General features: G+C 57.6%; 24 protein-coding genes, 3 tRNA genes and 1 pseudogene. 12 read left to right on the forward strand and 16 right to left on the reverse strand.

The window, feature by feature from the left end; translation table 11 throughout:
- The 3 genes from ACQQ2Q_RS00005 to ACQQ2Q_RS00015 all read right to left on the reverse strand — a co-directional run.
- On the reverse strand, positions 1 to 117 hold a 117-nt coding region (locus tag ACQQ2Q_RS00005), incomplete at its 3' end, for a GTP-binding protein (protein WP_143850884.1).
- Positions 118 to 324: 207 nt separating this feature from the next.
- A tRNA-Gly gene (locus ACQQ2Q_RS00010) sits at positions 325 to 398 on the reverse strand.
- A 21-nt stretch (positions 399 to 419) separates the two neighbouring features.
- Positions 420 to 504, reverse strand: a tRNA-Tyr gene (locus ACQQ2Q_RS00015).
- A gap of 216 nt (positions 505 to 720) precedes the next feature.
- Here ACQQ2Q_RS00015 and rlmB point away from each other — a divergent pair.
- From rlmB to ACQQ2Q_RS00030, 3 genes are read left to right on the forward strand one after another with little or no spacing between them, the layout of a single operon-like run.
- Positions 721 to 1,605: a 23S rRNA (guanosine(2251)-2'-O)-methyltransferase RlmB gene (gene rlmB, locus ACQQ2Q_RS00020; protein WP_428184976.1), complete on the forward strand. Its 885-nt coding sequence runs from the start codon at positions 721 to 723 to the stop codon at positions 1,603 to 1,605.
- Positions 1,602 to 2,387 (forward strand): HAD-IIB family hydrolase, encoded by a 786-nt coding sequence (locus tag ACQQ2Q_RS00025; RefSeq protein WP_428184977.1) that lies wholly within the window; start codon positions 1,602 to 1,604, stop codon positions 2,385 to 2,387. The genes rlmB and ACQQ2Q_RS00025 overlap by 4 nt, the downstream gene beginning before the upstream one ends.
- A gap of 39 nt (positions 2,388 to 2,426) precedes the next feature.
- Positions 2,427 to 3,644 (forward strand): glycosyl transferase, encoded by a 1,218-nt coding sequence (locus tag ACQQ2Q_RS00030; RefSeq protein ID WP_428184978.1) that lies wholly within the window; start codon positions 2,427 to 2,429, stop codon positions 3,642 to 3,644.
- Between the two features lie 52 nt (positions 3,645 to 3,696).
- Here the strand turns inward: ACQQ2Q_RS00030 and ACQQ2Q_RS00035 are convergent, their stop codons facing one another.
- The 3 genes from ACQQ2Q_RS00035 to ACQQ2Q_RS00045 form a co-directional block, all read right to left on the reverse strand.
- A complete protein-coding gene (locus ACQQ2Q_RS00035; protein WP_428184979.1) occupies positions 3,697 to 4,194 on the reverse strand; it encodes a hypothetical protein in 498 nt (165 codons plus the stop codon).
- A gap of 121 nt (positions 4,195 to 4,315) precedes the next feature.
- Entirely contained in the window at positions 4,316 to 4,606 is a 291-nt protein-coding gene (locus tag ACQQ2Q_RS00040; RefSeq protein ID WP_428184980.1) for a hypothetical protein, read from the reverse strand.
- Positions 4,607 to 4,949: 343 nt separating this feature from the next.
- Positions 4,950 to 5,025, reverse strand: a tRNA-Thr gene (locus tag ACQQ2Q_RS00045).
- A gap of 167 nt (positions 5,026 to 5,192) precedes the next feature.
- On the opposite strand from ACQQ2Q_RS00045, the gene ACQQ2Q_RS00050 reads away from it, so the two are divergent.
- Positions 5,193 to 5,966: an NAD kinase gene (locus ACQQ2Q_RS00050; protein ID WP_428184981.1), complete on the forward strand. Its 774-nt coding sequence runs from the start codon at positions 5,193 to 5,195 to the stop codon at positions 5,964 to 5,966.
- A 119-nt stretch (positions 5,967 to 6,085) separates the two neighbouring features.
- Entirely contained in the window at positions 6,086 to 6,565 is a 480-nt protein-coding gene (locus ACQQ2Q_RS00055) for a hypothetical protein (protein ID WP_428186446.1), read from the forward strand.
- A 44-nt stretch (positions 6,566 to 6,609) separates the two neighbouring features.
- Here the strand turns inward: ACQQ2Q_RS00055 and ACQQ2Q_RS00060 are convergent, their stop codons facing one another.
- From ACQQ2Q_RS00060 to ACQQ2Q_RS00075, 4 genes are all read right to left on the reverse strand, one after another.
- Entirely contained in the window at positions 6,610 to 7,461 is an 852-nt protein-coding gene (locus ACQQ2Q_RS00060; RefSeq protein ID WP_428184982.1) for an alpha/beta hydrolase family protein, read from the reverse strand.
- A 299-nt stretch (positions 7,462 to 7,760) separates the two neighbouring features.
- Positions 7,761 to 8,892 (reverse strand): peptide chain release factor 2 gene (prfB, locus tag ACQQ2Q_RS00065; protein WP_428184983.1). Its coding sequence is split into 2 segments (ribosomal slippage): positions 7,761 to 8,822 and positions 8,824 to 8,892, totalling 1,131 coding nucleotides; the frame shifts between segments, so codons are not numbered across the junction.
- Positions 8,893 to 8,992: 100 nt separating this feature from the next.
- Positions 8,993 to 11,449 (reverse strand): penicillin-binding protein 1A, encoded by a 2,457-nt coding sequence (locus ACQQ2Q_RS00070; RefSeq protein ID WP_428184984.1) that lies wholly within the window; start codon positions 11,447 to 11,449, stop codon positions 8,993 to 8,995.
- Positions 11,450 to 11,802: 353 nt separating this feature from the next.
- Positions 11,803 to 13,077: an N-acetylmuramoyl-L-alanine amidase gene (locus tag ACQQ2Q_RS00075; protein WP_428184985.1), complete on the reverse strand. Its 1,275-nt coding sequence runs from the start codon at positions 13,075 to 13,077 to the stop codon at positions 11,803 to 11,805.
- Positions 13,078 to 13,752: 675 nt separating this feature from the next.
- On the opposite strand from ACQQ2Q_RS00075, the gene ACQQ2Q_RS00080 reads away from it, so the two are divergent.
- Positions 13,753 to 16,656 carry an Rne/Rng family ribonuclease gene (locus ACQQ2Q_RS00080; protein ID WP_428184986.1) on the forward strand — a complete coding sequence of 968 codons (2,904 nt, stop codon included), beginning with the start codon at positions 13,753 to 13,755 and terminating at the stop codon, positions 16,654 to 16,656.
- Between the two features lie 68 nt (positions 16,657 to 16,724).
- Here ACQQ2Q_RS00080 and ACQQ2Q_RS00085 read toward each other — a convergent pair whose 3' ends face one another.
- Both ACQQ2Q_RS00085 and ACQQ2Q_RS00090 read right to left on the reverse strand, forming a co-directional pair.
- Positions 16,725 to 17,285 (reverse strand): GNAT family N-acetyltransferase, encoded by a 561-nt coding sequence (locus ACQQ2Q_RS00085; RefSeq protein ID WP_428184987.1) that lies wholly within the window; start codon positions 17,283 to 17,285, stop codon positions 16,725 to 16,727.
- A 105-nt stretch (positions 17,286 to 17,390) separates the two neighbouring features.
- A complete protein-coding gene (locus ACQQ2Q_RS00090) occupies positions 17,391 to 18,548 on the reverse strand; it encodes a pyridoxal phosphate-dependent aminotransferase (RefSeq protein WP_428184988.1) in 1,158 nt (385 codons plus the stop codon).
- A 208-nt stretch (positions 18,549 to 18,756) separates the two neighbouring features.
- Here ACQQ2Q_RS00090 and ACQQ2Q_RS00095 point away from each other — a divergent pair, with 208 nt between their 5' ends.
- The 5 genes from ACQQ2Q_RS00095 to aat all read left to right on the forward strand — a co-directional run bounded on the left by ACQQ2Q_RS00095 (position 18,757) and on the right by aat (position 22,576).
- On the forward strand, positions 18,757 to 19,518 hold the full coding sequence (locus tag ACQQ2Q_RS00095; RefSeq protein ID WP_428184989.1) for a DsbA family protein: 762 nt from the start codon (positions 18,757 to 18,759) through the stop codon (positions 19,516 to 19,518).
- Between the two features lie 145 nt (positions 19,519 to 19,663).
- Positions 19,664 to 20,101 carry a type II 3-dehydroquinate dehydratase gene (aroQ, locus tag ACQQ2Q_RS00100; protein ID WP_428186447.1) on the forward strand — a complete coding sequence of 146 codons (438 nt, stop codon included), beginning with the start codon at positions 19,664 to 19,666 and terminating at the stop codon, positions 20,099 to 20,101.
- Between the two features lie 20 nt (positions 20,102 to 20,121).
- The gene (gene accB / locus ACQQ2Q_RS00105) at positions 20,122 to 20,592 is read left to right on the forward strand and encodes an acetyl-CoA carboxylase biotin carboxyl carrier protein (protein WP_428184990.1); all 471 of its coding nucleotides are present in this window, start codon (positions 20,122 to 20,124) and stop codon (positions 20,590 to 20,592) included.
- A 6-nt stretch (positions 20,593 to 20,598) separates the two neighbouring features.
- Positions 20,599 to 21,948 (forward strand): acetyl-CoA carboxylase biotin carboxylase subunit, encoded by a 1,350-nt coding sequence (gene accC, locus ACQQ2Q_RS00110; RefSeq protein WP_428184991.1) that lies wholly within the window; start codon positions 20,599 to 20,601, stop codon positions 21,946 to 21,948.
- A 10-nt stretch (positions 21,949 to 21,958) separates the two neighbouring features.
- Positions 21,959 to 22,576: a leucyl/phenylalanyl-tRNA--protein transferase gene (gene aat / locus ACQQ2Q_RS00115; protein WP_428184992.1), complete on the forward strand. Its 618-nt coding sequence runs from the start codon at positions 21,959 to 21,961 to the stop codon at positions 22,574 to 22,576.
- 471 nt (positions 22,577 to 23,047) lie between these two features.
- Here the strand turns inward: aat and ACQQ2Q_RS00120 are convergent.
- The 3 genes and pseudogenes from ACQQ2Q_RS00120 to ACQQ2Q_RS00130 all read right to left on the reverse strand — a co-directional run.
- Positions 23,048 to 23,428: pseudogene (locus ACQQ2Q_RS00120) on the reverse strand (DUF2155 domain-containing protein); the annotation flags it as partial.
- 162 nt (positions 23,429 to 23,590) lie between these two features.
- A complete protein-coding gene (locus ACQQ2Q_RS00125; RefSeq protein ID WP_428184993.1) occupies positions 23,591 to 23,989 on the reverse strand; it encodes an NADH:ubiquinone oxidoreductase subunit NDUFA12 in 399 nt (132 codons plus the stop codon).
- Positions 23,990 to 24,104: 115 nt separating this feature from the next.
- Positions 24,105 to 24,569 carry an N-acetyltransferase family protein gene (locus ACQQ2Q_RS00130; RefSeq protein WP_428186448.1) on the reverse strand — a complete coding sequence of 155 codons (465 nt, stop codon included), beginning with the start codon at positions 24,567 to 24,569 and terminating at the stop codon, positions 24,105 to 24,107.
- A gap of 64 nt (positions 24,570 to 24,633) precedes the next feature.
- Between ACQQ2Q_RS00130 and ACQQ2Q_RS00135 the strand changes: the two genes are divergently transcribed.
- Positions 24,634 to 25,068: a hypothetical protein gene (locus tag ACQQ2Q_RS00135; RefSeq protein WP_428184994.1), complete on the forward strand. Its 435-nt coding sequence runs from the start codon at positions 24,634 to 24,636 to the stop codon at positions 25,066 to 25,068.
- Positions 25,069 to 25,072: 4 nt separating this feature from the next.
- Here the strand turns inward: ACQQ2Q_RS00135 and ACQQ2Q_RS00140 are convergent, their stop codons facing one another.
- Complete coding sequence (locus ACQQ2Q_RS00140; protein WP_428184995.1) at positions 25,073 to 25,576, reverse strand: N-acetyltransferase family protein; 504 nt, start codon at positions 25,574 to 25,576, stop codon at positions 25,073 to 25,075.
- Between the last annotated feature and the right edge of the window lie 6 nt (positions 25,577 to 25,582).

Genomic DNA, 25,582 nt, shown 5'->3' on the forward strand with positions numbered 1-25,582 from the left:
GAACTCACCGAAGAACTTGGTGATTGCAGCCGTCAGAGACGTCTTGCCATGGTCAACGTGGCCAATCGTGCCAATGTTAACGTGCGGCTTGTTGCGCTCAAATTTACTCTTTGCCATTTGAATGCTTCTTCCTGATCGTGAATGAGTTGACCCGGCGAACCGGTTTGGTTCCGCCGTTTAAGGCTTTCGCAACGAATGCGCAAGACTTAATTACGGATGGCCACCTGGCAGCCATCAGCGGCGTCGCAGCTTTCGCGGCGCACGACAATTCACTAAGGATCTTCAATCCCTTAGCTTAAGAATGCCAATACAGGGAAAGCGGATTGGAGCGGGTAGCGGGAATCGAACCCGCGTATTCAGCTTGGAAGGCTGCTGCTCTACCATTGAGCTATACCCGCGGTGTTCGATCCGAAGTCGAATGGTGGAGGAAGTTGGATTTGAACCAACGTAGGCTGAGCCAACGGATTTACAGTCCGTCCCCTTTAACCACTCGGGCATTCCTCCAGTTATTCGACCGGATCAAGCGACCAAGCTTTTCTCGAGTTCGAAGCAGCTTTGCAAGTTGCGCGGCCCCTTCGATCTGCGGCGGGTATATGACCGCCCCGCCGACTGATGTCAACACGAGCAAATGGAAAATTGCCTGAAAAATTTTGCAAAATGGAAATGCCGCTGTCGAGACTAGGGACTATCCGGCGTCGATGTCGCTGGATATAAGGCGTTATGAGCAAAGATAATCCAGACGACAAGAACGGCCGTGACAGCCATTATGCAACCCTGCGCCGCCAGGTGCGCGACGCAAAGCGCGAGCGCGGCGAGATCCCGACACCCGCACCGCAGAAGCGCCGCGGTCAGGGCGGACAATGGACGCCGCCCAAACTCGCCCCTGAACAGGTCTTCCTTTACGGCCTGCATACGGTGCGCGCAGCGCTTGAGAATCCCGAACGCAAGATCATCGAACTTTCCGTCACGCAGAACGCATGGGTACGTCTGGATATCGGCGAGGTGGCAGCCCAGTCCTTTCCGGTGAAGATCGTATCGCCTGCCGATATCGACACCCATCTCGGCCCCGATGCCATTCACCAGGGTGTGATGCTGGAAACGCGGCCCCTGCCCGTGCGCAATCTTGAGGCCTTGCAGGAAAGCCCGTTGATTCTGGTGCTTGATCAGATCACCGATCCGCACAATGTCGGCGCCATCATGCGCTCGGCCGTAGCTTTCAACGCCGGCGCCGTCATTACGACGCAGCGCCATAGCCCGACCGAATCGGGCGTCCTGGCGAAGTCCGCATCGGGCGCGCTGGAACTCATCCCCTATATCCAGATCGGCAACCTCGCCGATGCGCTGGGCGAGTTGAAGAAGCTCGGCTTTTATTCCGTCGGCCTCGATTCGGAAGGCCCGGATGCCATCGAACAAAGCTTTACCGGAAACAAGGTTGCCCTTGTTCTGGGGGCCGAGGGCAAGGGCCTGCGGCAGAAGACGCGCGACACGGTGGATGTGCTTGCCCGCCTCGATATGCCGGGTGCAATCAAATCGCTGAATGTTTCCAATGCAGCGGCGATCGCCCTCTATGCGACGAGGCAGTATCTGCTAAGCTCCAAAGCATGATACTTGTCTTTTCCGATCTCGACGGGACGCTTCTCGATCACGAAAGCTATTCCTTCGAACCGGCCCGCCCCGCTCTTGACCTGCTGGAAGCCCACGGCATTCCGCTGATTCTTGCCAGCAGCAAGACAGAGGCGGAGATGCGGCCGATTGCGCGTGCGATCGGCATCGACAATCCAATGATTGTGGAAAACGGTGCCGGCATCGTATTTCCGGAAGCCGATGCGGTGGCCAACGACAACGGGCCGGATGACTATCAGAGCCTCAGGGCGATGATCAAAGGCCTGACATCATCGCTGGACGGCCTGTTCCAAGGCTTTGGCGACTGGAGCGTCGACGAGGTCTGCGCGCGCACCGGACTTGATCCGCAGGCCGCGATGCTGGCCAAGAAACGACGCTTCTCCGAACCTGGACTTTTTACCGGCAACGCCGAACAGAAAGCACTGTTTGAGGCCGAGCTGGACCAAAAAAACTTTATGGCAGCGCAGGGTGGACGATTCTTCACCATCATGCCGAAAACCTCCAAGGCGGCACGGATGACAGAGATCGTTTCGCTCTATGCAGATCTGTATGGACCTGCGATCACGACCATTGCCCTTGGCGACGCGCCGAATGATCTGGCGATGCTGGAGACCGCCCATCATGGCGTCATCATCGCCAATCGCGCACACAAACCGCTTCCTGTCACACAACGGGAACGTCAGGGCCATATTCTGCGCTCTGAAAAAACGGGCCCTGAGGGTTGGAACGAAATGATATGGCAGCTCGTTGGAGCCGCGAATTGAGCCTGCAAAGGCGGGTGTAAAGACGAAAGGGACAAAACCGTGGCGGACTTTCATCAAAATGGGGTCGTGGCAACCCTTCACAATCTGCGCGAACGCTCCCTGGAACGCATGGAGCAGGAACTGAAGGTCTTTGCCGAGGTTCGCCCCATCACGCTTATCCTGCCATCGCTCTACTCGGAGCTGGAAGGCGATGCGCTCGAGCACATCGTCTCCGAGCTTTCGGAAGTCCCTTACATTTCGGAAATCGTGATCGGTCTCGATCAGGCAGATCGCGATCAATACAGACGTGCACGGGACTATTTTTCACGCCTGCCGCAAAAGCACTCGATCCTCTGGAATGACGGGCCGCGCCTGCGCGAAATCGACGCGAAACTGGATGCGGCAAGCCTGGCGCCGGACCAACCCGGCAAGGGCCGCAATGTCTGGTATTGTATCGGATACGTCCTGGGGGCACGCACAGCCGGTGTCGTTGCGCTGCATGACTGCGATATCGTCACCTACAGCCGCGAAATGCTGGCCAGACTGGTCTACCCCGTCACCAATCCCGGATTTCCTTACGTCTTTTCTAAGGGCTATTACCCGCGCATCGCTGACCGCTCGCTCAATGGCCGCGTAACGCGCCTTCTGGTGACACCGCTACTGCTGAGCCTCGAAAAGGTGATCGGCCATCACCCCTACATCGATTATCTGAAAGCGTTTCGCTATCCGCTGGCCGGCGAATTTGCCATGCGGGCACATTTGTTGCCGGATATCCGCATTCCCTCCGACTGGGGTCTCGAGATCGGAGTGCTGTCAGAGCTGTGGCGCAATTATTCCAACACCTCAATCTGTCAGGTGGACATCGCCGACGCCTATGACCACAAGCATCAGGACCTGTCGTCGGACGACAAGGAACGCGGGCTGTCGCGCATGTCGATCGACATTACCAAGGCGTTGTTGCGGAAACTGGCAACCGACGGTGTCGTTTTTAGCCAGGAAAGCCTGCGCACGCTGAAGGCCACTTATTACCGCACCGCACTCGATCTGGTTGAGATCTATCACAATGACGCGCGCATGAACGGGCTGACCACCGATCGCCACAAGGAAGAACAGGCAGTGGAACTGTTTGCCGCCAATCTGATTGAGGCTGGCGATGTGTTCCGCGACAATCCGAACGCAACCCCGTTCATGCCGAGCTGGAACCGCGTGCAGAGCGCCCTGCCCGATCTGATCCACAGCATTCAGGATGCCGTGCGACTGGATTCCGAAGAGGACTGACGGCGTCACCCAAAGGGATATTTGAAACAGGCATCCCCAATGGCCTCAGCAGCTAGGCTGCAGCCATTGGCGGATGATATCGGTGGACGGCGAAATAGCCTGCAACAACAAAGGCGACGAGCAGAATTGCCTGGCTGATCGCGAAGGGTGGCTCGCTTCCGTTCGGCGCCAGCGCATGCAGCGACGGGACTTTTAGAAACGATTGCGCCACCACAACGAAGCAATTGAAATAAAGCGATGAAATGGCTGTGATCAGATAGGTCATGCGCCAACGCCCCGAGAGATGGCGCACGTAAAGAGCGTAGAGCGCCACGATCAGCAACACAGTGGTGAGGATGCCGACGCCCAGCGCCGGCGTGAAGGCCGTGATCGGAAACATGAAGCCGGTGACGACCGTGACGGCCGTTGCGGCGAGAAAAATCGCCGTCATACGCGTCATGGGCGTCGAATGCAGCCATCCGTAAAGCACCGCCAGTCCGGCGACAATGCCAACAAGGCTGACGATAACATGAAATTGCGTGAATGCTTGAATAGACAGTCCAAAGAACATGGCGAAATCTCCGGTGTCGTCAAAACACGGATATTAAGCGCCTGTTGAGGGTCTTTGTAAACGGTCCGGTTGTGGAGACTTTATTTTTCGCGCCGGAAGGCCACTGTTGCGTGCTCCGCAATCAGCGAAGCGACACCTTCACATGCCAGGGGGTGCATGACGTGTCGACGGGCGTTGCGTCTTCAGACAACGGGACTGTCGCTGCACAGCCGTTGTTCAATTTTCGCCAGCTTGTCACATTGAGGTTCATCTCGCACCGCGCGAGAAAATCGTGGTTATCGACCTGAAGACAAGTCACCTGACCGAGAGAGTAAGTCTGGCCACCCTTGCCAAGGCAGCTGCAATCGTCCGGTTCAGCCGCAAGAACAGAGGCACCCGCCGGGATGGCAGCGAGCAGAAAAGAAACAGCCACTGGTTTCATTTTCTCGATCATGCCCGCAGTTTACGCCGGATCTGTAAATTGTAAACATCTAATTCACACCGCCAGGCAATGCCCTACGCGCTGTAGCGCATCTGCATGGACTGCATGAACCAGGCGAATGCGAGCACCATCAGCAGCCAGAATATTTTTTCGAAGAGAGCCGCAAAAAGGCGGCGGCGTCCGGGTCGCATCGCGCCCTCCACATTCGGGGGAAAGCGCATAATGCCATCATTGAATTATCAAGTTCTAAATTATATTGCTGACTATTGTCTCAAACACAACCGATGACGCGACTGAATAACAGCCGCCGAATAGCGTTACAGTGTGTGAAAAATGGTGCCCCCGACAAGGTTCGAACTCGTGACCCCCTGATTACAAATCAGGTGCTCTACCAACTGAGCTACAAGGGCAACCGGGGTGCTGGATACCAGATTCTGCCGGTGTGTAAAGAGAAAATCGACAGGAATCTGTATCATTTCCAATAGAATGACATTGTCCACCGTACCGAGGGGCCGCAAAACGCCTTGTGGCGTCGCAGCTTTTTCCTGTACCCATTGGCGATCAAGAAGGGTCGTGTATGTCTTCCTCTTTTCAGCCTCTGTCATTCATCGCGTCTAATACCGACGAAGCACAAGCATCGCTGGACGAGCTCGTGCGCATTTACGGCAATACGGAGCCGGAAAATGCAGAGGTGATCGTGGCGCTGGGCGGTGATGGCTTCATGTTGCAGACATTGCACACCACCATGAACAGCGGCAAGCAGATCTATGGCATGAACCGCGGCTCAGTCGGCTTCCTGATGAACGACTACCGCACCGAGGGTCTTCACGAACGTATCCGGAGCGCTGTCGAATACGCCTTTCATCCCCTGAAGATGACGACCCGCAGCACCGACGGCACCAATTCGATCGCGCTTGCCATCAATGAGGTCTCACTGCTGCGCCAGTCCTATCAGGCCGCCAAGCTCAAAGTGACGATCGATGGCAAGGTGCGTCTGGAGGAACTGACGTGCGACGGCGTGATGCTGGCGACCCCTGCCGGCTCCACAGCGTATAATCTTTCTGCCCATGGACCCATTCTGCCTTTGGAAGCGCCGCTTCTTGCGTTGACCCCGGTCAGCCCCTTCAGGCCCCGTCGCTGGCGCGGTGCGCTGTTGCCGGACAGCGTGACTGTGGAAATCGACGTTCTGGAAATAGACAAGCGGCCGGTCAATGCGGTCGCCGACCACACCGAGGTGAAGTCGGTCACCCACGTGAAGGTACAGCAGTCGACGGATACGACGGCGCGTATCCTGTCTGATCCGGACCGGTCGTGGTCGGACCGAATCATCGCCGAACAGTTTTCCAACTAAAGCGCCCTGCCCGCTTTTCGTTTTGCCCCACTCGCTTTAATCTCGCTTGCGAGGACGCAACTGCTCAGGCCAATGGTTGCGTTGAACCAATCGGTTGAAGGAGACGCAGACTGATGAACATGCTCTCGGCCTCACTCACCCTCGCCTTGTTTCTGGCTGCAGGCTCACCAGCCGGGGCACAGGATATGGGCCAGTTTCCGGTCGCTGTAACATTCGTGATCAGTGCAGGTTTCTGGCAGGATAGCGGCCCGGATAGGACGACTGGTGAAGCTGGCAGCGATCAGGACGAGCAGCGTCGCGGCTATTACAAGCTCGTCTCGGTTCGACAGCCGGATGCGACCGCAAAAATCTATCTGCAACAGATCCAGTCGACACAAGATGGACCAAGCCTGATCAATAGTGTGGAACTGGAAGAATTTTCAGCCCTTGGCGCTTATGTGACCGATATCCGACCTGAGGACTCGCGTGGCGTGAGCAGCCAGCCGGGCCTGTTTGCCACCGTGTATCTGAAAACCGATCCGCAATCGTCGGAGCCAGAAAGCTGGACGGTGATCATCGACGAATTCGGCGATATCACTGTCGAGCGTGCCACCAACTGATATCACTGACGGACTGCGCGGTCCAAACTGGCAGATACGCTTTCCTATTCGATACCACCAAAGAAGGTAATCGCCGCCGCTGCGACGCGATCATGGATCGCCCTTCGATCGACACCCGGCGCATCCACGCAAATCTCAGGGATAGCCTGGCACCCGGCCTCAGTGCATTCATTGAGAAAGACATAGTGGCCGACGTCTGGCGCCAGACGTTCGAGTCGACTGTTTTGCAACCTGTCATCCAGCCATTTGGCGCAAGGGTCAGCGGGCGCCTCCCGGTCTGCTCCGCCGACGAATGTCAGAACCGGCACATGGATTGCCCTGACCGACTCGTCCGTGAAGCCGCGTACCGTTGGTGCCGGCGCGCATAGAAGCGCCGCCTTAAAACGGGTGTCAGCGTAATCCAGAGACTGCCTTTTCATGGACGCGGCAAATTCCGCACTTTGCCCCAGCAACTGGTCAAGGTGGTCGATGGCATTAGGGAATTCCCGCGGGCCGCGGCCAAGCGGACTATCACCAGCCCATTGACGATAAAGATCAAGATACGTCAGCGCCCCCAGGCAGGCTACTGCCGCATAGCCACCGAGCGAAAAGCCCGCAACGAAGATCCGATCCGGGTCAATCAAACCCGCAAACGGACCGTCCTCCATCTGATGATCCAAAAGCACCGTCAGATCGCGTGCCCGCTCCCACCAGCACAGAAATCCTTCGGGGCGATATTTCTCGGTCGCCGTATTGCCGTGATGATTGACGCCAAGGACGAGGTATCCAGCTGCCGCAAGCCGTAGCGCAAACCATGACATACCGGCTGCCGAACCGCCGGTGCCATGAGAGAATATGACTGTTGGAAGGAAATGCCCCCGCACGGGGACCGCATCGGCCATCACGTCGTCTTTCACGAAAAGGCTCGCAGATGCGTCGCGCGTCGCATTTATCGACGCGCTCAGTCTGTCCTTCGCTGGATACCACGCGCTCCATGCGATGGGACGCCTGCCGTCACTCGTCCAGTTGCAACGCTCCTCATCGAAAAACTCGCCGGTCGAAAATCCAACATTTTGCATAGCCCTGTTGCCTCCCGATATCGTGACAGAGCCGGAGGTTGGCAAAATTGATCAGAATTTTCAAACAGAAAGGCCGCCCGGAGAGATCTCCGCGCGGCTTTTGATCGCGATTGGAATTGTCACCGGCGCTATCGACGTCAATCGATGTCGGCGACATCCTCATTGGCTTTGCCGCTGATACGGTGGGCGAGCGAGGCTTCCATGAAGTCGTTCAGACCGCCGTTCAACACGTCGTCCGGCGCGGTGCTTTCAACGCCGGTGCGCAAATCCTTGACCAGCTGATAGGGCTGCAGAACGTAAGAGCGGATCTGGTGGCCCCAGCCGATATCGGACTTGGAAGCCGCCTCGGCATTGGCTGCCTCTTCGCGCTTTTTCAACTCGGCTTCGTACATGCGCGCACGCAGCATGTCCCAGGCCTTGGCACGGTTCTTGTGCTGGGATCGTTCCTGCTGGCAGGCGACCACGATACCGGTTGGAATATGCGTAATGCGCACAGCCGAGTCGGTCGTGTTGACGTGCTGTCCGCCGGCGCCTGACGAGCGGAAGGTATCGATACGGCAATCGCTTTCGTTGATCTCAATATTGATCGAGTCGTCGACAACCGGATAGATCCAGACCGAAGAGAAAGAGGTGTGGCGACGCGCATTGGAATCATAAGGCGAAATACGCACCAGGCGATGCACACCCGATTCGGTCTTCAGCCAGCCATAGGCATTGTGGCCCTTGACCAGAATGGTCGCCGACTTGATGCCGGCTTCTTCGCCGTCATGCACTTCCAGCAATTCGACCTTGAAACCGTTGCGTTCAGCCCAGCGGGTATACATGCGCAACAGCATGCTCGCCCAATCCTGGGATTCGGTTCCGCCGGCGCCGGAATGCACTTCCAGATAGCTGTCATTGCCATCGGCTTCACCCGACAACATGGCCTCGACCTGAAGACGACCGGATTCCGACTTCAGCGACTTCAGCGCTTCCTCAGCCTCACGGACAACTTCCTCGTCGCCTTCGTCCTCACCCATTTCGATGAGCTCGATATTGTCGGTCAACTGCTGCTCAAGCTTCTTGACGCCATTGATGCCATCTTCAAGCTGTTGGCGTTCGCGCATCAGTTTTTGCGCTTCCGTGGCGTCGTTCCAGAGGTTTGGATCCTCTGCTTTGTTGTTCAACCAGTCCAGTCGTCTTAGCGCCTGATCCCAGTCAAAGATGCCTCCTCAGCAGGGTTATGGCCTGCTTGATTTCGTCGACTACGTTTTCGATTTCGTTACGCATTCTTCCATTCTTCTTGTTCGTGCGGAAAAATTCTGCCCGTGAATAGTTGCGCCCGCCCTCGATGTAAAGGGCGGGCGCAAACGCAAAGGACGTGATGGGATCAGAAAAGCCCGCCTGATCCGGAGGTTACAGCCTGATTGGCCTGCGGCGAGGTGCGCAGGATTTCCTCAGGGTTCATATATTCATCCATACCGATGACGGAGAAGAAGTCGGCTGGACCTGTACCGGGCTTGAAGGCTTCGATGATGGTATCCGGGTCACCTTCCGCTGCGGCCATTCCGGTCTTGCGATCGACGGGGACAAGGCTCATGCCTTGCGGAATGTTGAACTTGCCTTCCGGACGATCCTTCACCGCATTCTGCATGAAGTTGTTGAAGATCGGGGCAGCCAGACCACCACCGGTCGCGCCACGGCCCATCGGGGTCGGTGTATCGAAACCGATGTAAAGGCCGGCGACCAGATTCGGCGTATAGCCAACGAACCAGGCATCCTTTTCATCGTTGGTCGTGCCCGTCTTGCCCGCGACCGGACGATCAAGCTTGACCTTGCCGGCTGCCGTCCCGCGCTTGACCACACCTTCCATCATGGAGGTGATCTGGTAAGCGGTCATCGGATCGAGAACCTGCTCGCGATTGTCGACGACAACTGGCTCTTCCTGGCCGGAATATTCATTGGCGTTGCAGCCTTCGCAGACCCGCTCTTCATGACGGAAGATGGTCTTGCCGTAACGATCCTGAATGCGGTCGATCAGCGTCGGCTTGATCTGCTTGCCGCCGTTGGCAAAGACCGAATAGGCCGACACCATGCGCAGCACCGTCGTTTCACCCGAACCGAGCGACATGGCCAGAACCGGCAGCATCTTGTCGTAGACGCCGAAACGTTCGGCATATTCTGCGACAAGGTTCATGCCCATGTCATTGGCCAGGCGAACCGTCATGAGGTTACGCGACTTTTCAATGCCAAGACGCAGCGTCGATGGGCCGGCCGAGCCTCCGCCGTAGTTCTGCGGACGCCAGACCTGTCCGCCCGATACGAATTCGACCGGTGCATCGAGGATCACCGATGCAGGCGTGTAGCCATTGTCGAGAGCCGCGGCATAGACGAACGGCTTGAACGATGAGCCGGGCTGACGCATGGCCTGCGTTGCCCGGTTGAACTCGGACTGGGCATAGGAGAAGCCGCCAACCATGGCCAGCACGCGGCCCGTATGCGGATCCATGGCGACGAGCCCCCCCTGAACCTTGGGCGGCTGACGCAAGCGATAGCTTCCGGCCTGGTCTTCGCCCATGGCCTGAACATAGACCACATCGCCCGGTTCCACGACGCCTTCAGGTGTCTTGGTGGTCTTGCGGTCTCCCTTGGCGGAGCGGAAGGCCCATTCCATATTCTTGGCTTCAATACGGCCGGTATCGCGGTCAGCGGAGAACTTCCCGCCCTCCTCTCGCTGTGGCCGCAGGCCAATATCCACCTGCTTGGCGGAGACGGCGAGGACGACGGCCAGATCCCATTCGGGAACGTCACGAAGCGGAGTGAGCTTTGCCAATTGTGCACCCCAGTCACCATTGACGTCGATATGGTCGATGGGGCCGTGGAAGCCGCGACGCTCGTCGTAGTTGATCAGACCGTCCTGCAGCGCCTTGCGCGCAAAGACCTGCATCTTCGGATCGAAGGAGGTCCGTACCGACAAGCCACCTTCATACAGTGCCTTCTCGCCATATTTTTCAATCAGCTGACGGCGTACGGCTTCGGCAAAGTAATCGGATGCAAAGATATAGGAGCCGGTCTGGCGAAGGTTGATGCCGAGCGGCTGCTTTTTCGCGGCATCACCTTCCGGCTGGCTGATAAAGCCATTTTCCACCATGCGGTCGATCACCCAGTTGCGCCGCTCGAGCGCTGCCTTGGGATGACGGAAAGGATGGTAATTGGATGGGCCTTTGGGAAGCGATGCCAGGTAGGCGGCTTCCGAAATGGTCAGTTCCGTGACCGACTTGTCGAAATAGGTCAGTGCGGCGCCGGCGATACCATAGGCGTTCATGCCGAAGAAGATCTCGTTTAGATAGAGTTCGAGGATCTTGTCCTTGGAATAGGCCTGTTCGATGCGGAACGACAGGATGGCTTCCTTGACCTTACGGTCGATGGTCTGGTCGGACGAGAGCAGGAAGTTTTTGGCCACCTGCTGGGTAATCGTCGAGGCCCCGACCGGGCGACGGCCTGAGCCGATATTCTGCACATTGGTCACGATCGCGCGCGCGAGACCGTAAACATCGACGCCCGGGTGGTTGTAGAAATTCTTGTCTTCAGCCGAAAGGAAGGCTGCCTTGACGCGATCGGGGACTGCCTGGATGGGCAAAAACAGACGACGCTCGCGCGCATATTCCGCCATCAAGGCCCCATTGCCGGCATGGAAGCGGGTCGTGACCGGAGGCGCATAGCTGGACAGTACCTCATAGTCCGGCAGATCCCTCGAAACGCCGGTGAGATAAACCGCAACGACAACCGCTAGGCCCAAGGCCAGTACAGAGGCGAGCCCGAAGAGATATCCAATCAGTCTGATCATGGTCGATTTACCGGCAAGAAATTCTGCATTCTTCGTTATCCGTTCGCGCGACGAGGTGCGCTGCTCCCGCTCTTTCGTTTCGTCCAGGGAGTAAAGCCTCTCCGCTCAAGGCGGTAGCGACCCACAAATCCACCCAGACCCAAATGCCGGGCGATGAAACAACATCGCACATATGCTGGCCTTTTGCACGCGAGCACCCAGTTGGCAAGCGGCGGCGAGCAAACTCATCGAGATTCGATAAAGCAGCCGCGTCATTGGGGAATAACGGATCGAATGTGGGAAAAATAGGGCCAAACTGGCTCACTCTCCGATTCGTTACAGGGGCAGCCCGCAAATAGAGCCGCCCCATCCGCTCAACCGCCATTGGCGATGATCGGCAGATGGTACTTCTTGACCGCTTCTGTCAGCAGACCACAAACCTTGGCGCGCCACTTCGGGTCCAACAGAAGTTTCTCATCCTCCTTGTTGGACAGAAAGCCCAATTCCAACAAAATCGACGGCACATCATGAGCCTGAAGCACGCGGAAACCCGCATAGCGATGCGGATTATTGATCAGGCCAACTTCACCTTCGAAGGATTTCACCACCGAATCAGCCAGCGACACAGAGAATGCCTGGGTTTCGCGCCGCGTCAGATCGAGCAGAATATCGGTCACCTGATCTGGCTCAACCGACTGGGCGACGCCAGCGACCTCATCGGACAAGTTCTCCCGTTCCGCCAGGCTCGCGGCCATCTTGTCAGACGCATTATCCGAAATGGTGTAGACGGTCGCCCCTCGAATATAGCTCTGGCGCAGCGTGTCCGCGTGAAAAGATATAAAGAGATTGGCCTCGTTTCGTCTGGCGATTGCCACGCGTTCCGACAAAGAGAGAAACTCATCTCCGGTACGGGTCAGGAAGGCGTGGAAACCGGGCTGGCGGTTGAGTTCATCGGCAAACTCCTTGGCGAAGGCCAGCGTGATTTCCTTTTCGGGCGTTTTGGTGACCGCGCCCGAAGCACCAGCATCGATACCCCCATGGCCGGCATCGATCGCAACGACGAAATCGCCGCGCTTTGCAGGCGCCACCGGCGGCACGCGCCCCGCCCTGCCCGGTTTGGGCGCGATTGCCGTCTCGTTCCAGCCCATTCTGACAAGATCGTTGAAGACATGATCGGGCGCCGTCTCGGCGTCAAGCACGAGCCGATAGCCCTTTCCCTCGACATCTTCCTGAACCTCGCTCATCACAAGGCGCGCCGGATGTTCGGCTGTCAGGACGAGGCGCGCGGAATCTGCATCAATCGCACCATACCGAATGTCGCTGAACAGGCCGCGTGCCTCAAGTTCCGACGCATCAAAATTGAATGCCGTTGCCGGCAGGTCGACGATGATGCGTGGCGGCGAGGCTATATAATGAACCTTGAACTCCGGTTCCTTTTCGAAGTCGATGACGATCCGGGTCCTCACCTTGTCCCCAGCAATGCGCGCGCCATAGGCGACAAGCGGTTCAGCAACCATTGCCGGATCGGCATCCGGCGCCGTTGCAAGCGCAGGCCACTCCATCGCCAAGATCGCTCCGGCCACAAAAAGAATCCGCAAAACGGCTTGCGCAACGCTATGCGCAGCCTGTCCCCAATTGCCTTCAAACATCAGCAGATCGTTACACCCAATTTATTTCCGCATGTCATTTTTGAATAAAAGCGTACCAAATTCCGCCTGGGGCCGCTTTAAAATTGCATTTTCATAGCCGACAATCCTTTCGTGGAGCCTACGCCAACCGAAAGTAAGTCGATTCTTTGCAAAAACCTGTAAGCACCACAATTCACACGACATTATGGCGGCTAGTGTTAGCACTTGCTATTGTCACATAGAAAACATACAAGGCAAGTGAGGGTTAAAAGTGCCGATGGGATAGAATCACCGCCACGGCTGCCAACCTTTTTAAGGACTTGGCGCCTTGAGTGTCGGATGCTCATCCGCCGTCATTGCATTTTTTTCCTGAAACTGAATCGGAAAGTCGGCATGTGGCCGGCCCACCTTTCAGGTGGATTAACACCAATCGCCCTTACCAAAGGGCACTCATCGGACCCCAAGGGTCTATGGCATTGTCGTTCACGTATGGTCATTTATGTTTTTTGAGCGGATTTCCCCCAGATACCACGGAGCAAGGGCGATGCATGCCCCCGTCGGTCCTCGGGCTGCATCACGCGAAAATGACAGGCGCGAACAATTATTACCGGCGCATTTCGTGAATGAGACCGTCCCTGCCGAAAGGCAGCGGGCGGTTTTGCTTCTTCGCAACCGCGCCGAGGAGCACATCTTACTATGGCAGACAAAATGCTTATCGACGCGTCTCATGAAGAAGAGACGCGCGTCGTTGTCGTACGCGGTAACCGGATAGAGGAATTCGACTTCGAGTCGCAGCACAAGAAGCAGCTGCGCGGGAACATCTATCTGGCCAAGGTAACGCGCGTTGAGCCGTCACTCCAGGCCGCTTTCGTCGATTACGGTGGCAACCGTCACGGATTTCTGGCCTTCGCCGAAATCCATCCGGATTATTATCAGATCCCGCTGGCCGACAGGCAGGCGCTCGTGCAGGCGGAAGCCGAAGAGCACCGCCGCAATGACGACCACGACGATGCTTCCGCCGACGAACAGCCGGAAGCAGATCTGGGCGTTGCAAGCGCGGTAGAAGAAGTGGTCGCCGAGGCAAATGCACCGGAAGACGCGTCTGAGGCACAGCCAGAGGCCGCAGCAGCCGAGGACGTTACGCCCAAGGCAAAGCCCAAGCGTGTGCGCAAGCCGCGCAAGAAGGCAGCCGACAAGGCTCCTGCTGAAGAGACTGCCGCAGCCGACGAGGCTCCTGGCGCATCCGATAGCGATGACAACGAAGACGGCGGCAATGGTTCGACCATGGCTGCCATGGTCGATAGCGATTCGGTTTCGGAAGAAGTTGGCGGTCGTTCGCGCGATGACGACGACGACGATGACAATCACGAGAAGGAAGAGATCGAATCCGTCGGCGCTGAAGACGCCATGGAAGAGGTTCCTGACCGCATCGTTCGCAAGCCGCGCAAGCAGTACCGCATTCAGGAAGTCATCAAGCGCCGGCAGATCCTGCTGGTGCAGGTTGCCAAGGAAGAACGTGGCAACAAGGGTGCGGCTCTGACCACCTATCTTTCGCTGGCCGGTCGTTATTCCGTTTTGATGCCGAACACGGCACGGGGCGGCGGAATTTCCCGCAAGATCACGCAGCCAACAGACCGCAAGCGCCTGAAAGAAGTTGCACGCAGCCTGGAAGTGCCGCAGGGCATGGGTGTGATCCTCAGAACAGCTGGTGCCAATCGCACCAAGGTCGAGATCAAGCGTGACTTCGAATATCTGATGCGTCTGTGGGAGAATGTCCGCACGCTCACGCTCGCCTCGACTGCACCATGCCTCGTCTATGAAGAAGGCTCGCTGATCAAGCGCTCGATCCGCGACCTCTACAACAAGGACATCAATGAAGTTATCGTGGCTGGCGAAGAAGGCTACCGCGAAGCAAAAGACTTCATGAAGATGCTGATGCCGAGCCATGCCAAGGTGGTTCAGCCGTATCGTGACCTGCACCCGATCTTCTCGCGTTCCGGCATCGAAGGCCAGCTCGACAAGATGCTGCAGCCGCAGGTGACGTTGAAGTCCGGCGGTTACATCATCATCAACCAGACCGAAGCGCTGGTTGCCATCGACGTCAACTCGGGTCGATCGACCCGCGAATACTCGATCGAAGACACCGCGCTGCAGACCAACCTGGAGGCTGCGGAAGAAGTGGCACGCCAGCTTCGCCTGCGCGACCTTGCCGGCCTGATCGTCATCGACTTCATCGACATGGAAGAGAAGCGCAATAATCGCTCTGTCGAAAAGAAGCTGAAGGACTGCCTGAAGAACGATCGCGCCCGCATTCAGGTTGGCCGCATCTCGCATTTCGGCCTTCTGGAAATGTCGCGTCAGCGCATTCGCGCATCGGTGCTGGAATCGACGACGCAGGTCTGCCCGCATTGCACAGGGACCGGCCTTATCCGCTCGCAGTCGTCCGTGGCGCTTCACGTTCTGCGTGGCGTCGAGGAATTCCTGCTCAAGAGCACGACGCACGACATTACCGTGCGCGCAACGCCGGAAACCGCGCTTTACATTCTCAACCAGAAGCGTGCGACCATCATCGATTATGAGAACCGCTTCGGTGTGACCATCACCATTGAAGCCGATGCCACCATCGGGCATCAGCACTTTGCTGTCGATCGCGGTGAAGCCGTCGAAAACCCGGTCAAGATCGAAACCCTTCTGTCTGCCTTGCCCGAGATCGAAGAAGATGACTTCGTTCCCGAGCCGGAAGATGACGAAGAAGACGATACGCTGGAAGTCGCAGCACCGGTTGCAACGAAAACCGTCGACAAGGAAGACGGTGACGGTGAAGGCAACCGCAAGCGCAAGCGTCGTCGGCGTCGTCGTGGCAAGAATGGTAACGGCTCTGACGAGCGGGCGGCCGAAAACAGTTCTTCCGACAGCGTCAGCGACGATGCTGGCGATGACGAAGACGATGACGACAGCGATAGCGCGAGTGCCGAAAACGGCGATTCGTCTGCCGATGGCGAAGGCAACGGCAAGCGCAAGCGTCGCCGCCGTGGCAAGCGTGGCGGACGTCGCAATCGCCCCGAGGGTGAAGTTGACGCATCGGACAATGATGGCGAGACCGACAAGTCTGACGGCGAAAACGGAAATGGCGACGACGGCGAAACCGAAACCGTTGCTGAACTGATCGAAGACGTCGCCGAGGCGAAGGATGCCGCAGAGCCGACTGCGATGGCCGTGATCGAATCGGCGGAATCGCTTCAGGAGGGCGCTGCACCGAAGAAGCCGCGCCGCACCCGCAAGGCGAAGATTGCTGTTTCTCCGGTTGAAGTACCGGTGATCGAGGAAGGCCCGGCCAAGGTTGAGCCTGAGCTTGTGGAAAAGGTAGCAGACGTCGAAGCACCAGCTGAAGAGGCCTCTCCGCTTGCTGAGGCAACCGCATCTGTTGGTGAAGAAGCGGATGCGGCGACTGAGGATGCCAAGGCAGTTCGTTCCAACCGTGGAGACAATGTTGTGTCTTCCGAACCGGTCGTCACGTCGACTGCGTCCAGTGCCGGAAACGATGAAGAGCCAGCCAAGCCCAAGAAGGGCGGCTGGTGGCAGAAGCGCGGTTTCTTCTGAGAGATGCCCAGGTAGAATTTAAAAACGGCCGCGCATTGCGCGGCCGTTTTTCGTTTGTGCGATGAACGTCAGCGGGGCGCTCTGCGGCGTTCCATCAACAGCACAGGATCATCCGCCAGCATTGCATTTCCCATTGCAACGAAGCCGCATTTCTCGGCGAGGCGTATCGAGCGCTCATGCTCCGGAGAGATGATGGCGACAATCCTGTCTTCGACAAAGTGGCGATCGGCCCACTGCAGAGAGGCGGAAAGCGCTTCATGCGCAAGACCGCGCCCATGCGCATGGGGTGCCAGCACCCACCCGGCTTCAGGTATACCGCTGATCGATGGTGTGATGATGCGCTTGTAGTCTGCAAAGCCGACCGCGCCGAGATAGGCGCCGGTCTGCCGATCCTCCAGTGCCCAACCGCCAAAGCCAAGTGCCGGCCAGTGGCCAATATAACGTATCAGGCGCGCCCAGCTTTCCGTGGGTGTCGACGGCTTGCCGGTGATATGACGGACCACATCGTCATCGGCCCACATCGTCGCTACCGCGTCGAAATCAGATGCACGGTGCGCGCGCATCAGCAGGCGTGGCGTCAGGATGTCGGGTGCCGTGTTATATTTTTCGCGAAGCAGAATTTCAGTCATGTTGGCCTTTGCTCATTCGCAGACAAGCCTGTCCTTTACAGATTGATTCAAGAGGTTTTAGTCTTGATTCCGAAAACATGCCCAACCATCTGATTTAAAAGACAATCACTTGAGCCATCGGGCAATTCTGTCGGTTGCCTCAACCATCTCTTCCATGGTGCCCGCATAGGAGAAGCGCATGGCCCGATTTCCCTCTTCCGGGTCGAAATCGAGGCCAGGCGTTGCCGCGACATCGGCCTCGGCCAGCATGCGTTTGGCAAATTCCATACTGTCATTGGTAAAGGCGCTTACGTCGACATAGGCATAGAAAGCGCCGTCCATCGGGGAGAGAAGCGAGAAGCCGATTTCCGGCAGCCGCTGCTCCAGAAAGTCTCGATTGCTGCGACAGGCTTGCTTATAGGCTTCCAGTTCCGCATCGGCTCCAAGGGCGCCAATGGCTGCCAACTGCGACAATTCGGGTGCGGAGATATAGAGACTTTGCGCAACGCATTCGATCGGCCGAACGAGCTGATCGGGCAGCACCATCCAGCCGATGCGCCAACCCGTCATACAATAATATTTGGAGAATGAATTGATGACGACGACGTCGTCGGTCAGCTCCAACGCGCTGGTCTCGCCGGTGCCGAAAGTCAGCCCATGATAGATCTCGTCCGAGATCAGGGTGATGCTATCCTGACGGCAGTAATCGACGAGCGCCTTTAACTGCGCGCGGCCAGTCACAGTACCGGTTGGATTGGCAGGACTTGCAAGCAGTACGCCCTTGGCCCGAACGCCTGCATTTCCTTGCGCGGCGTGCAGGCATTCCGGCGTCAGGGTGTAGGCACTCTCGGCATTGACCGGCACTTCCAGCACGTTGAGGCCCAAGGCTTTCAAGATATTGCGATAGGCGGGGTAACCGGGTCGGGCGATCGCGACTGTGTCACCGGGATCGAAAAGAGACAGAAACGCCAGGTTGAAACCGGCAGACGAACCGGTCGTCACCACGATGCGCGCAGGATCAATGTCCACGCCATTTCGCTTACGGTAATGGTCGGCAAGTCCGGTTCGCAAGTCAGCAAGTCCCAGCGCATCGGTATATCCGATCCGACCGTGGTCGAGCGCTTTGCGCGCGGCATCAAGGGCGGCTTGCGGTGCAGGATGGCCTGGCTGCCCCACGGCCATGGATATGATCGGAGCACCGTCATTGCGCCGACGGGTCGCCTCCGCCAGCACATCCATCGCGTGGAAGGGTTCGACTGCGCTGCGCTTCGAAACTGAAATCACTTAATTATGCCTTTTCCACCTGCCACCCGAGATAGGGAGCGCCTGACAATTGCCCCAATATTGCGATCTTCACAATCCCGCGATTGTCGGGGAGCCGATCAAATTACGTTTTATCTTCTGCGCGGTTACCCTTAGACTTCGCGCAGATTGCAGGATCGCGCGCAGGCCCTTATGGGCCGTTGCCGGTCGAATTTAGAATGAGGACCTTATGACCTTGCCGTTGAAGCATATTGCCGCCGCGCTGACCCTTTGTGTCGCCACTACACTGCCGTTTTCGGCCCATGCGCTGGACGACAAGCAGAAGGAAGAGTTCGGCGCCTTCATCAAGGAATACCTGATCGCCAATCCGGAAATCATGCTCGATGTGCAGAATGCTCTTGAAGCGAAGCAGGAGCAAGCACGTCAGGACAAGGCGACTGCGGCTATCAGCGACAACAAGGACGAAATTTTCAATTCCTCCTCTGATCTCGCACTTGGCAATCCGGATGGCGATGTGACCATTGTCGAATTTTTCGACTACAATTGCGGATACTGCAAACGCGCGCTGTCCGACATGGACAAGGTGATCAGCAGTGACAGCAATGTGCGCTTCGTGCTGAAGGAGCTTCCGATCCTCGGCCCGGATTCGGTTGCGGCCCACAAGGTATCGGACGCCTTCCGCAAGCTGGCACCGGAAAAATACGCCGAATTTCACCGGACATTGCTGGGTTCGCAAGGGCGCGCCACGGAAGACAGCGCCATCGCGGTTGCGACCTCGCTCGGTGTGAGCGAGGCCGATATCCGCGCGCAAATGGCCAGCAACCCGAATGACCAGTCTGTGCGCAAGACCTATCAGCTGGCCAGCAATCTCGGTATCACCGGCACGCCGTCTTACGTTGTCGGCGACGAGGCCCTGTTCGGTGCGCTTGGTGCCGAGCTCCTCGAGCAGAAGGTTAAAGACGTGCGCCAATGCGGCGGTGGCGGCTGCTGAGCCGTTTACCAAGTTACCCGTTGCGGGCTTGACCCTCGATTTCCTGTGATCCATGTGGACACAAGGCCTGCCTACAGGCCGCAAGGGCTTTCCCTCGCGGCCCGTCAGGTCTATAGGAGGCGGTCGAATGGCCACGGAACCACTGATGAGCAAGACCCTATTCGTCCTGAACGGCCCCAATCTCAACATGCTCGGCAAGCGCGAGCCTGGGATTTATGGCGGCCAGACCCTCGCCGACATCGAGGCGGAGTGCAAAGCCCATGCCGAGAACAAGGGTTTTGCCGTAGACTTTCGCCAAAGCAATCACGAGGGCGATCTGGTGAGCTGGATACATGAGGCGAATGACAAGGCGGCGGGTGTGGCGATTAACGCCGGCGCCTACACGCATACGTCTATTGCCCTTCATGACGCCATCAAGGCCATCGGCGTTCCGGTGGTGGAACTTCACATCTCGAATGTGCACGCACGAGAAGAATTCCGCCACAAATCGATGATAGCGCCCGCGTGCAAGGGCGTGATCTGCGGTTTTGGACCGCATAGCTATATTCTGGCGCTGGACGCGCTGAACACCATCAAACAATAACAATTACAGGATCAACATCCATGGCAGAGAAGAAATCCGGCATAGATCAGGCACTGATCCGTGATCTGGCCAATATCCTCAACGACACCGATCTGACCGAGATCGAAGTGGAGCAGGAGGATCTGCGCATTCGCGTTTCCCGTAACGGCACCCCTGTCGCAATGCCGACCTATGCCGCTCCGGCCCCGGCGCCAGCCCCGGCACCAGTCGCCGTAGCTGCTGTTGCCGCCGAAGCTGCCCCCGCAGGACGCGACCTTTCGAAGGCTGTCACTGCCCCGATGGTTGGAACAGTGTACCTCGCCCCCGCTCCTGGTTCGCGTAACTTCATCGAAATCGGCGCAACGGTGAAGGAAGGCCAAACCCTTCTCATCATCGAAGCCATGAAGACGATGAACCAGATCCCCTCGCCGCGCTCCGGCAAGGTCGTCGATATCCTCATCGAGGATTCCGCACCCGTCGAATACGGCGAACCACTCGTAATCATCGAGTAATTGCTGATGGCTGTCATTTCCAAGATACTCATAGCGAACCGCGGCGAGATTGCTCTGCGCGTGCTGCGCGCCTGCAAGGAACTCGGCATCGCAACGGTTGCCGTGCATTCGACCGCAGACGCCAACGCCATGCATGTGCGCCTTGCCGACGAGAGTGTCTGCATTGGCCCACCGCAGTCGCGCGACAGCTATCTGAATATTCATCAGATTGTTGCTGCCTGCGAGATTACCGGCGCGGATGCTGTGCATCCCGGCTACGGCTTCCTTTCGGAAAACGCCAAGTTTGCCGACATTCTGGAAGCCCATGGCATCACGTTCATCGGCCCGACCGCAGATCATATCCGCATGATGGGTGACAAGATCACCGCCAAGGTCACGGCTATGGAACTCGGCATTCCGGTCGTTCCGGGCTCTGAGGGTGAAGTTACGCCTGAAAACGCCCTGAAGGTTGCCCGCGAGATCGGTTTCCCCGTTCTGATCAAGGCGACAGCCGGCGGCGGCGGGCGCGGCATGAAGGTGGCCAAGAACGAAGCAGAACTGGATGAAGCCGTTTCCACGGCCCGTTCCGAGGCGCTTGCAGCCTTTGGCAATGCCGCTGTTTACATGGAAAAATACCTGGGCAAGCCACGCCATATTGAAGTGCAGGTTGTTGGCGACGGCGCCGGCAATGCGATCCATCTGGGTGAACGCGACTGCTCTTTGCAGCGTCGTCACCAGAAGGTCTGGGAAGAAGCGAACTCCCCTGCTCTCAACGTCGAGCAGCGCATGAAGATCGGCGAAATCTGTGCCGACGCCATGCGCAAGATGAAGTATCGCGGTGCAGGCACGATCGAGTTTCTTTACGAGAATGGCGAGTTCTATTTCATTGAAATGAACACCCGCCTTCAGGTTGAGCATCCGATCACAGAAGCCATTACCGGCATCGACCTCGTGCATGAACAGATCCGAGTTGCTTCCGGCGCGGGACTGTCGGTGACGCAGGACGAGATCGTGTTCTTCGGCCATGCCATCGAATGCCGTATCAACGCTGAGGACCCGCGGACTTTCGTGCCGTCGCCCGGCACGATCACGCATTTCCATGCTCCGGGCGGTCTGGGCGTTCGCGTCGATTCCGGTGCCTATGCCGGCTACAAGATCCCGCCTTACTACGACAGCCTGATCGGCAAGCTCATCGTTCATGGACGCACGCGCGTCGAATGCATGATGCGTCTGCGCCGTGTGCTGGACGAGTTCGTCATCGACGGTATCAAGACCACACTGCCGCTGTTCCAGGATCTGATCTCGAACCCGGATATTGCAAACGGCGATTACGACATTCATTGGCTGGAGGAATATCTGGCCAAGACTTCGGCCTGACGGCTGACAGATGGCAGGGCGACGCAGCAGGCAGACGGCAATCACTCCGGACATCCTGCTGCGCGCCTATTCCATCGGGATGTTTCCCATGGCGGAATCCGCCGATGACCCGGAACTCTTCTGGGTCGAGCCCGATCTGCGCGGCATCATCCCCCTCAACGACTTCCACGTTTCCAAAAGCCTCGCCAAGGCCGTGCGCAAGGCGCCTTTCGATATCCGTGTCGATACGGACTTCAATCTCGTTGTGGCAAAATGTGCGGAGGAAGCAGACGACAGGCCCAGCACCTGGATCAATGAGACGATCCGCGGCCTCTACAGCGCCCTTTACTCCCTCGGGCACGCCCATTCGGTGGAGGCCTGGGAGGGAGATGAACTGGTGGGCGGGCTCTACGGTGTATCGCTCGGCAGCGCGTTTTTTGGCGAGAGCATGTTCTCACGCCGGACCAATGCCTCCAAGATCTGTCTGGTGCATCTGGTGGAGCGGATGAAGGCCAAAGGCTTCACACTGCTCGACACGCAATTCACCACCGACCACCTGACAAGCTTCGGCGCGATCGAAATTCCGAAAGCCGAGTATCAACAATTGCTGGAAGAGGCGATGTCGAATCCAAGCAAGGCGTTCAAGTAACGCACAATGGGCCGATCACCCGTGATCACGCGCCCATTGTATCGACGAAGAGACCCTGTTTCGCGCGGACAAAATGCCGTCCTAGAACAATCCGACGCTGCCTGGCTGAACACCTTCGATCTGCGGCTGCACCGGTTGCCCCTGCGGCTGATCGCCATTCAGTGGCTGCAGCTGATCTTGCTGATCGAACTGACCCTCGGAACCAAACTGACCCTGGGGCTCGAGCTGACCGTCAGCGCTGAATTCGCCCTGCGGCTGGTCGCCGATGACCTGCGGGCTGTCGAGCGGTGGAACGGCCACTGAGCCGTCCTGCGGATCGACAGGCCGGGTTGCTCCGTCGACTGCGACCGCATCCGGATTGCCGTCCTGCTGCGGCTGAGTGCTCGTGCTCGTGCTCTGAGCGTCCGACTGCGCCTTCTGGGCAGCCTCCAGTTTTTCCTTCTGGCTCTCCGGCACAGGCGCTTCGTGCACGGCCTGCGCGCCCTCAGGCGGCGGAACGTCGGAGGTTGCCTTGCAGCCACTCAGCCAGACGTCATAGATCGCGTGTTCCACGGCATTGAGGCCGGGGCTGTCTGCAAACATCCAGCCGGAAAAGATACGGCGGATTTTGCGATCGAGGGTGATTTCGTCGACTTCTACAAAAGCGTCGGTCTGCTGCGCTTCGCTGTCATCACGCGAATAGCAAACCTTCGGGGTGACCTGCAGTGCACCGAACTGAACAGTCTCGTTGATATAGACGTCGAAGGATGTGATGCGGCCGGTAATCTTGTCGATGCCGGAAAAGACCGCGACAGGATTTTCAAGTCGCGCAGCCTCTGCTGGCCGCACACAGTTCCAGAGGCCAGCAGACATGACTGCCGCACCCAGAAGAACCGTCCCAAAGATTGAAGCATTGCGCTTCGAAGAAATCATATCCGCCCGTCTCCAGCCTTTTTTCCCTGCAAACCACCGCTTACCGCAGGCGGTCCGAGCAGGTTTGAAAGCGCCTAGACTCAAATTATGGCCAAATCGGTATCAGTTTCCCGGTGTCCAAGCATCGTAATCGCCGGTAACGCGCGGACGCTCACCTGCAACTGCGATAGAACCCGGTGGGCGGTAGGCCTGTGCCGAACCGGTAAAGTTCGGACGATGTGGCTTTTCCCATTCTGCGGGCTTGTAGTCTTCCTTGCTTGGCGGTGTATCGGTGCGATAATGCATCCAGCCATGCCAGCCGGCAGGAATGGTCGACGCGTCCGCATAGCCCTTGTAGATGACCCAGCGCTTGGGCTTGCCCCACGAGGCCATGGGGCCTTCGTAGTAGAGATTGCCCAATTCGTCTTCACCGACCTTCGTACCCTTGCGCCAGGTGAAGAACCGCGTTCCCATGGTCCGACCGTTCCACCAGGTGAAGATTTCCAAGAGAAGCTGTTTCATGTCTTTTCCTTGGGCGCGGCCCTTGAGCAAGGGCTCGGCTTACTGTCTCAAAATCCGTATCCCGCTTATGCAATCTCACAAGGACGATGTCCAGTGATTCGCAATGGGCAATTGGTCATTTGAGCTTCATTTTGAAACCGATATGGCTCGGAGCGAAGCCCAGCCGTTCGTAAAACCGGTGTGCGTCCTTGCGGGTGGCGTTGGATGTGAGCTGCACGAGACGCAGCCCGAGGCGCTCGGCCTTGCCGATACAGAAACGGATCATCTCTGCCCCGATCCCCTGCCCGCGTGCATCGGGATGCGTATGGACCGCCTCGATGATCATAGAGGAGGAACCGCGCCCGCTCATTGTCGTGGTGACGAAAGTCTGGAAGGTCGCCACAACCGTGCCATCGACCAGTGCAACGTACAGAGTCTCGTTGTCTGAAGCCGTGATCGCATGGAATGCGGCAAGATAGTCCGGCAGCGCTTCGGGATCAGCGGCGTCGCCATGTCCGCCCAATATGTCGGTCGCAAAGATTGCCGCGATTGCAGGAACATCGGTCTCCTCGGCGATACGAATAGTCACTTCCGGATTCATGCGCAGTGCCTCATATTCAGATTTCAATCTTTCCTGATCGCGGGAGCAAAGAGGAGGACACAGGATGATCATTCGTGTGCCGGCGCTCACCGTTGGCATTGCCTTAGCCTTCGCCACGGCCAATGCGCAAGATGGTACACTTCAGGGTATTGCCTATGTCGAGGCCCCTGAAATGTCGAGCGGGGTATGCGTGGGCGAGGACGCGCAAGAAGCCTTTGCCTGCGCCAAACAGCAATGCATCACTGGCGGCGGAACCGACGAGGACTGCCTGGAGATCGCCTATTGCTATCCGGCACGGACCAGCATCGACATTTTCGTGCAGCATCAGGAGGGTATTCACTGGCACGAATTCATGTGCGGACTGGATAGCAAGGAGACCGCGCTCGCCCTTGCCAAAGCGGCCTGCGACAAGACGCTCAGGCCATATCTGATCGAATGCACGCCGGTGATGTTCTACGACGCGAATGGCAACGCCGAAGAGATACCGTTTGAGAACTGACGGATCAGAGTTCGAGACGTTTTTCCATCAGCACAGCCGGTAGGCCTGAGCCGGGACCGCCGCAATCTGTGACCTTGTCGACCTCGACAAAGCCGAGCCGTGCATAAAACGAGATGGCGCGCGTGTTCTCGACGGCGACTTCAAGCCGCATGATCTCGGCATCGGGGAAGCAGGTTTCGAGTTCGGCGAAAATATCTCTGCCGATACCCTCTCCCTGAGCGGACGGACGGACATAAAGGTGATGCAGCATGGCTGTCTTGGCCATCTTCGGATACATGGCTGCATAGCCCATGCCGCCGATGTCCTTGCCGCTATCGGCGACAAGAAACTCTCCACCGGGCTTGGAAATGCGATCGCGAATGGCAGCCAAAGAATGCCATTCGTCGATCATCTTCGTTGCGCGGTCGGCACCGTAAAGACCATCATAGGAATCATGAAAGGTCTCTTCGATGAGCGCACGAATGGTTTCCGCGTCTTTCGGACCAGCGGTGCGGACGAAATAGACCATCCGGCC

The sequence above is a fragment of the Agrobacterium sp. ES01 genome, from assembly GCF_050320885.1.
GTDB lineage: Bacteria > Pseudomonadota > Alphaproteobacteria > Rhizobiales > Rhizobiaceae > Allorhizobium.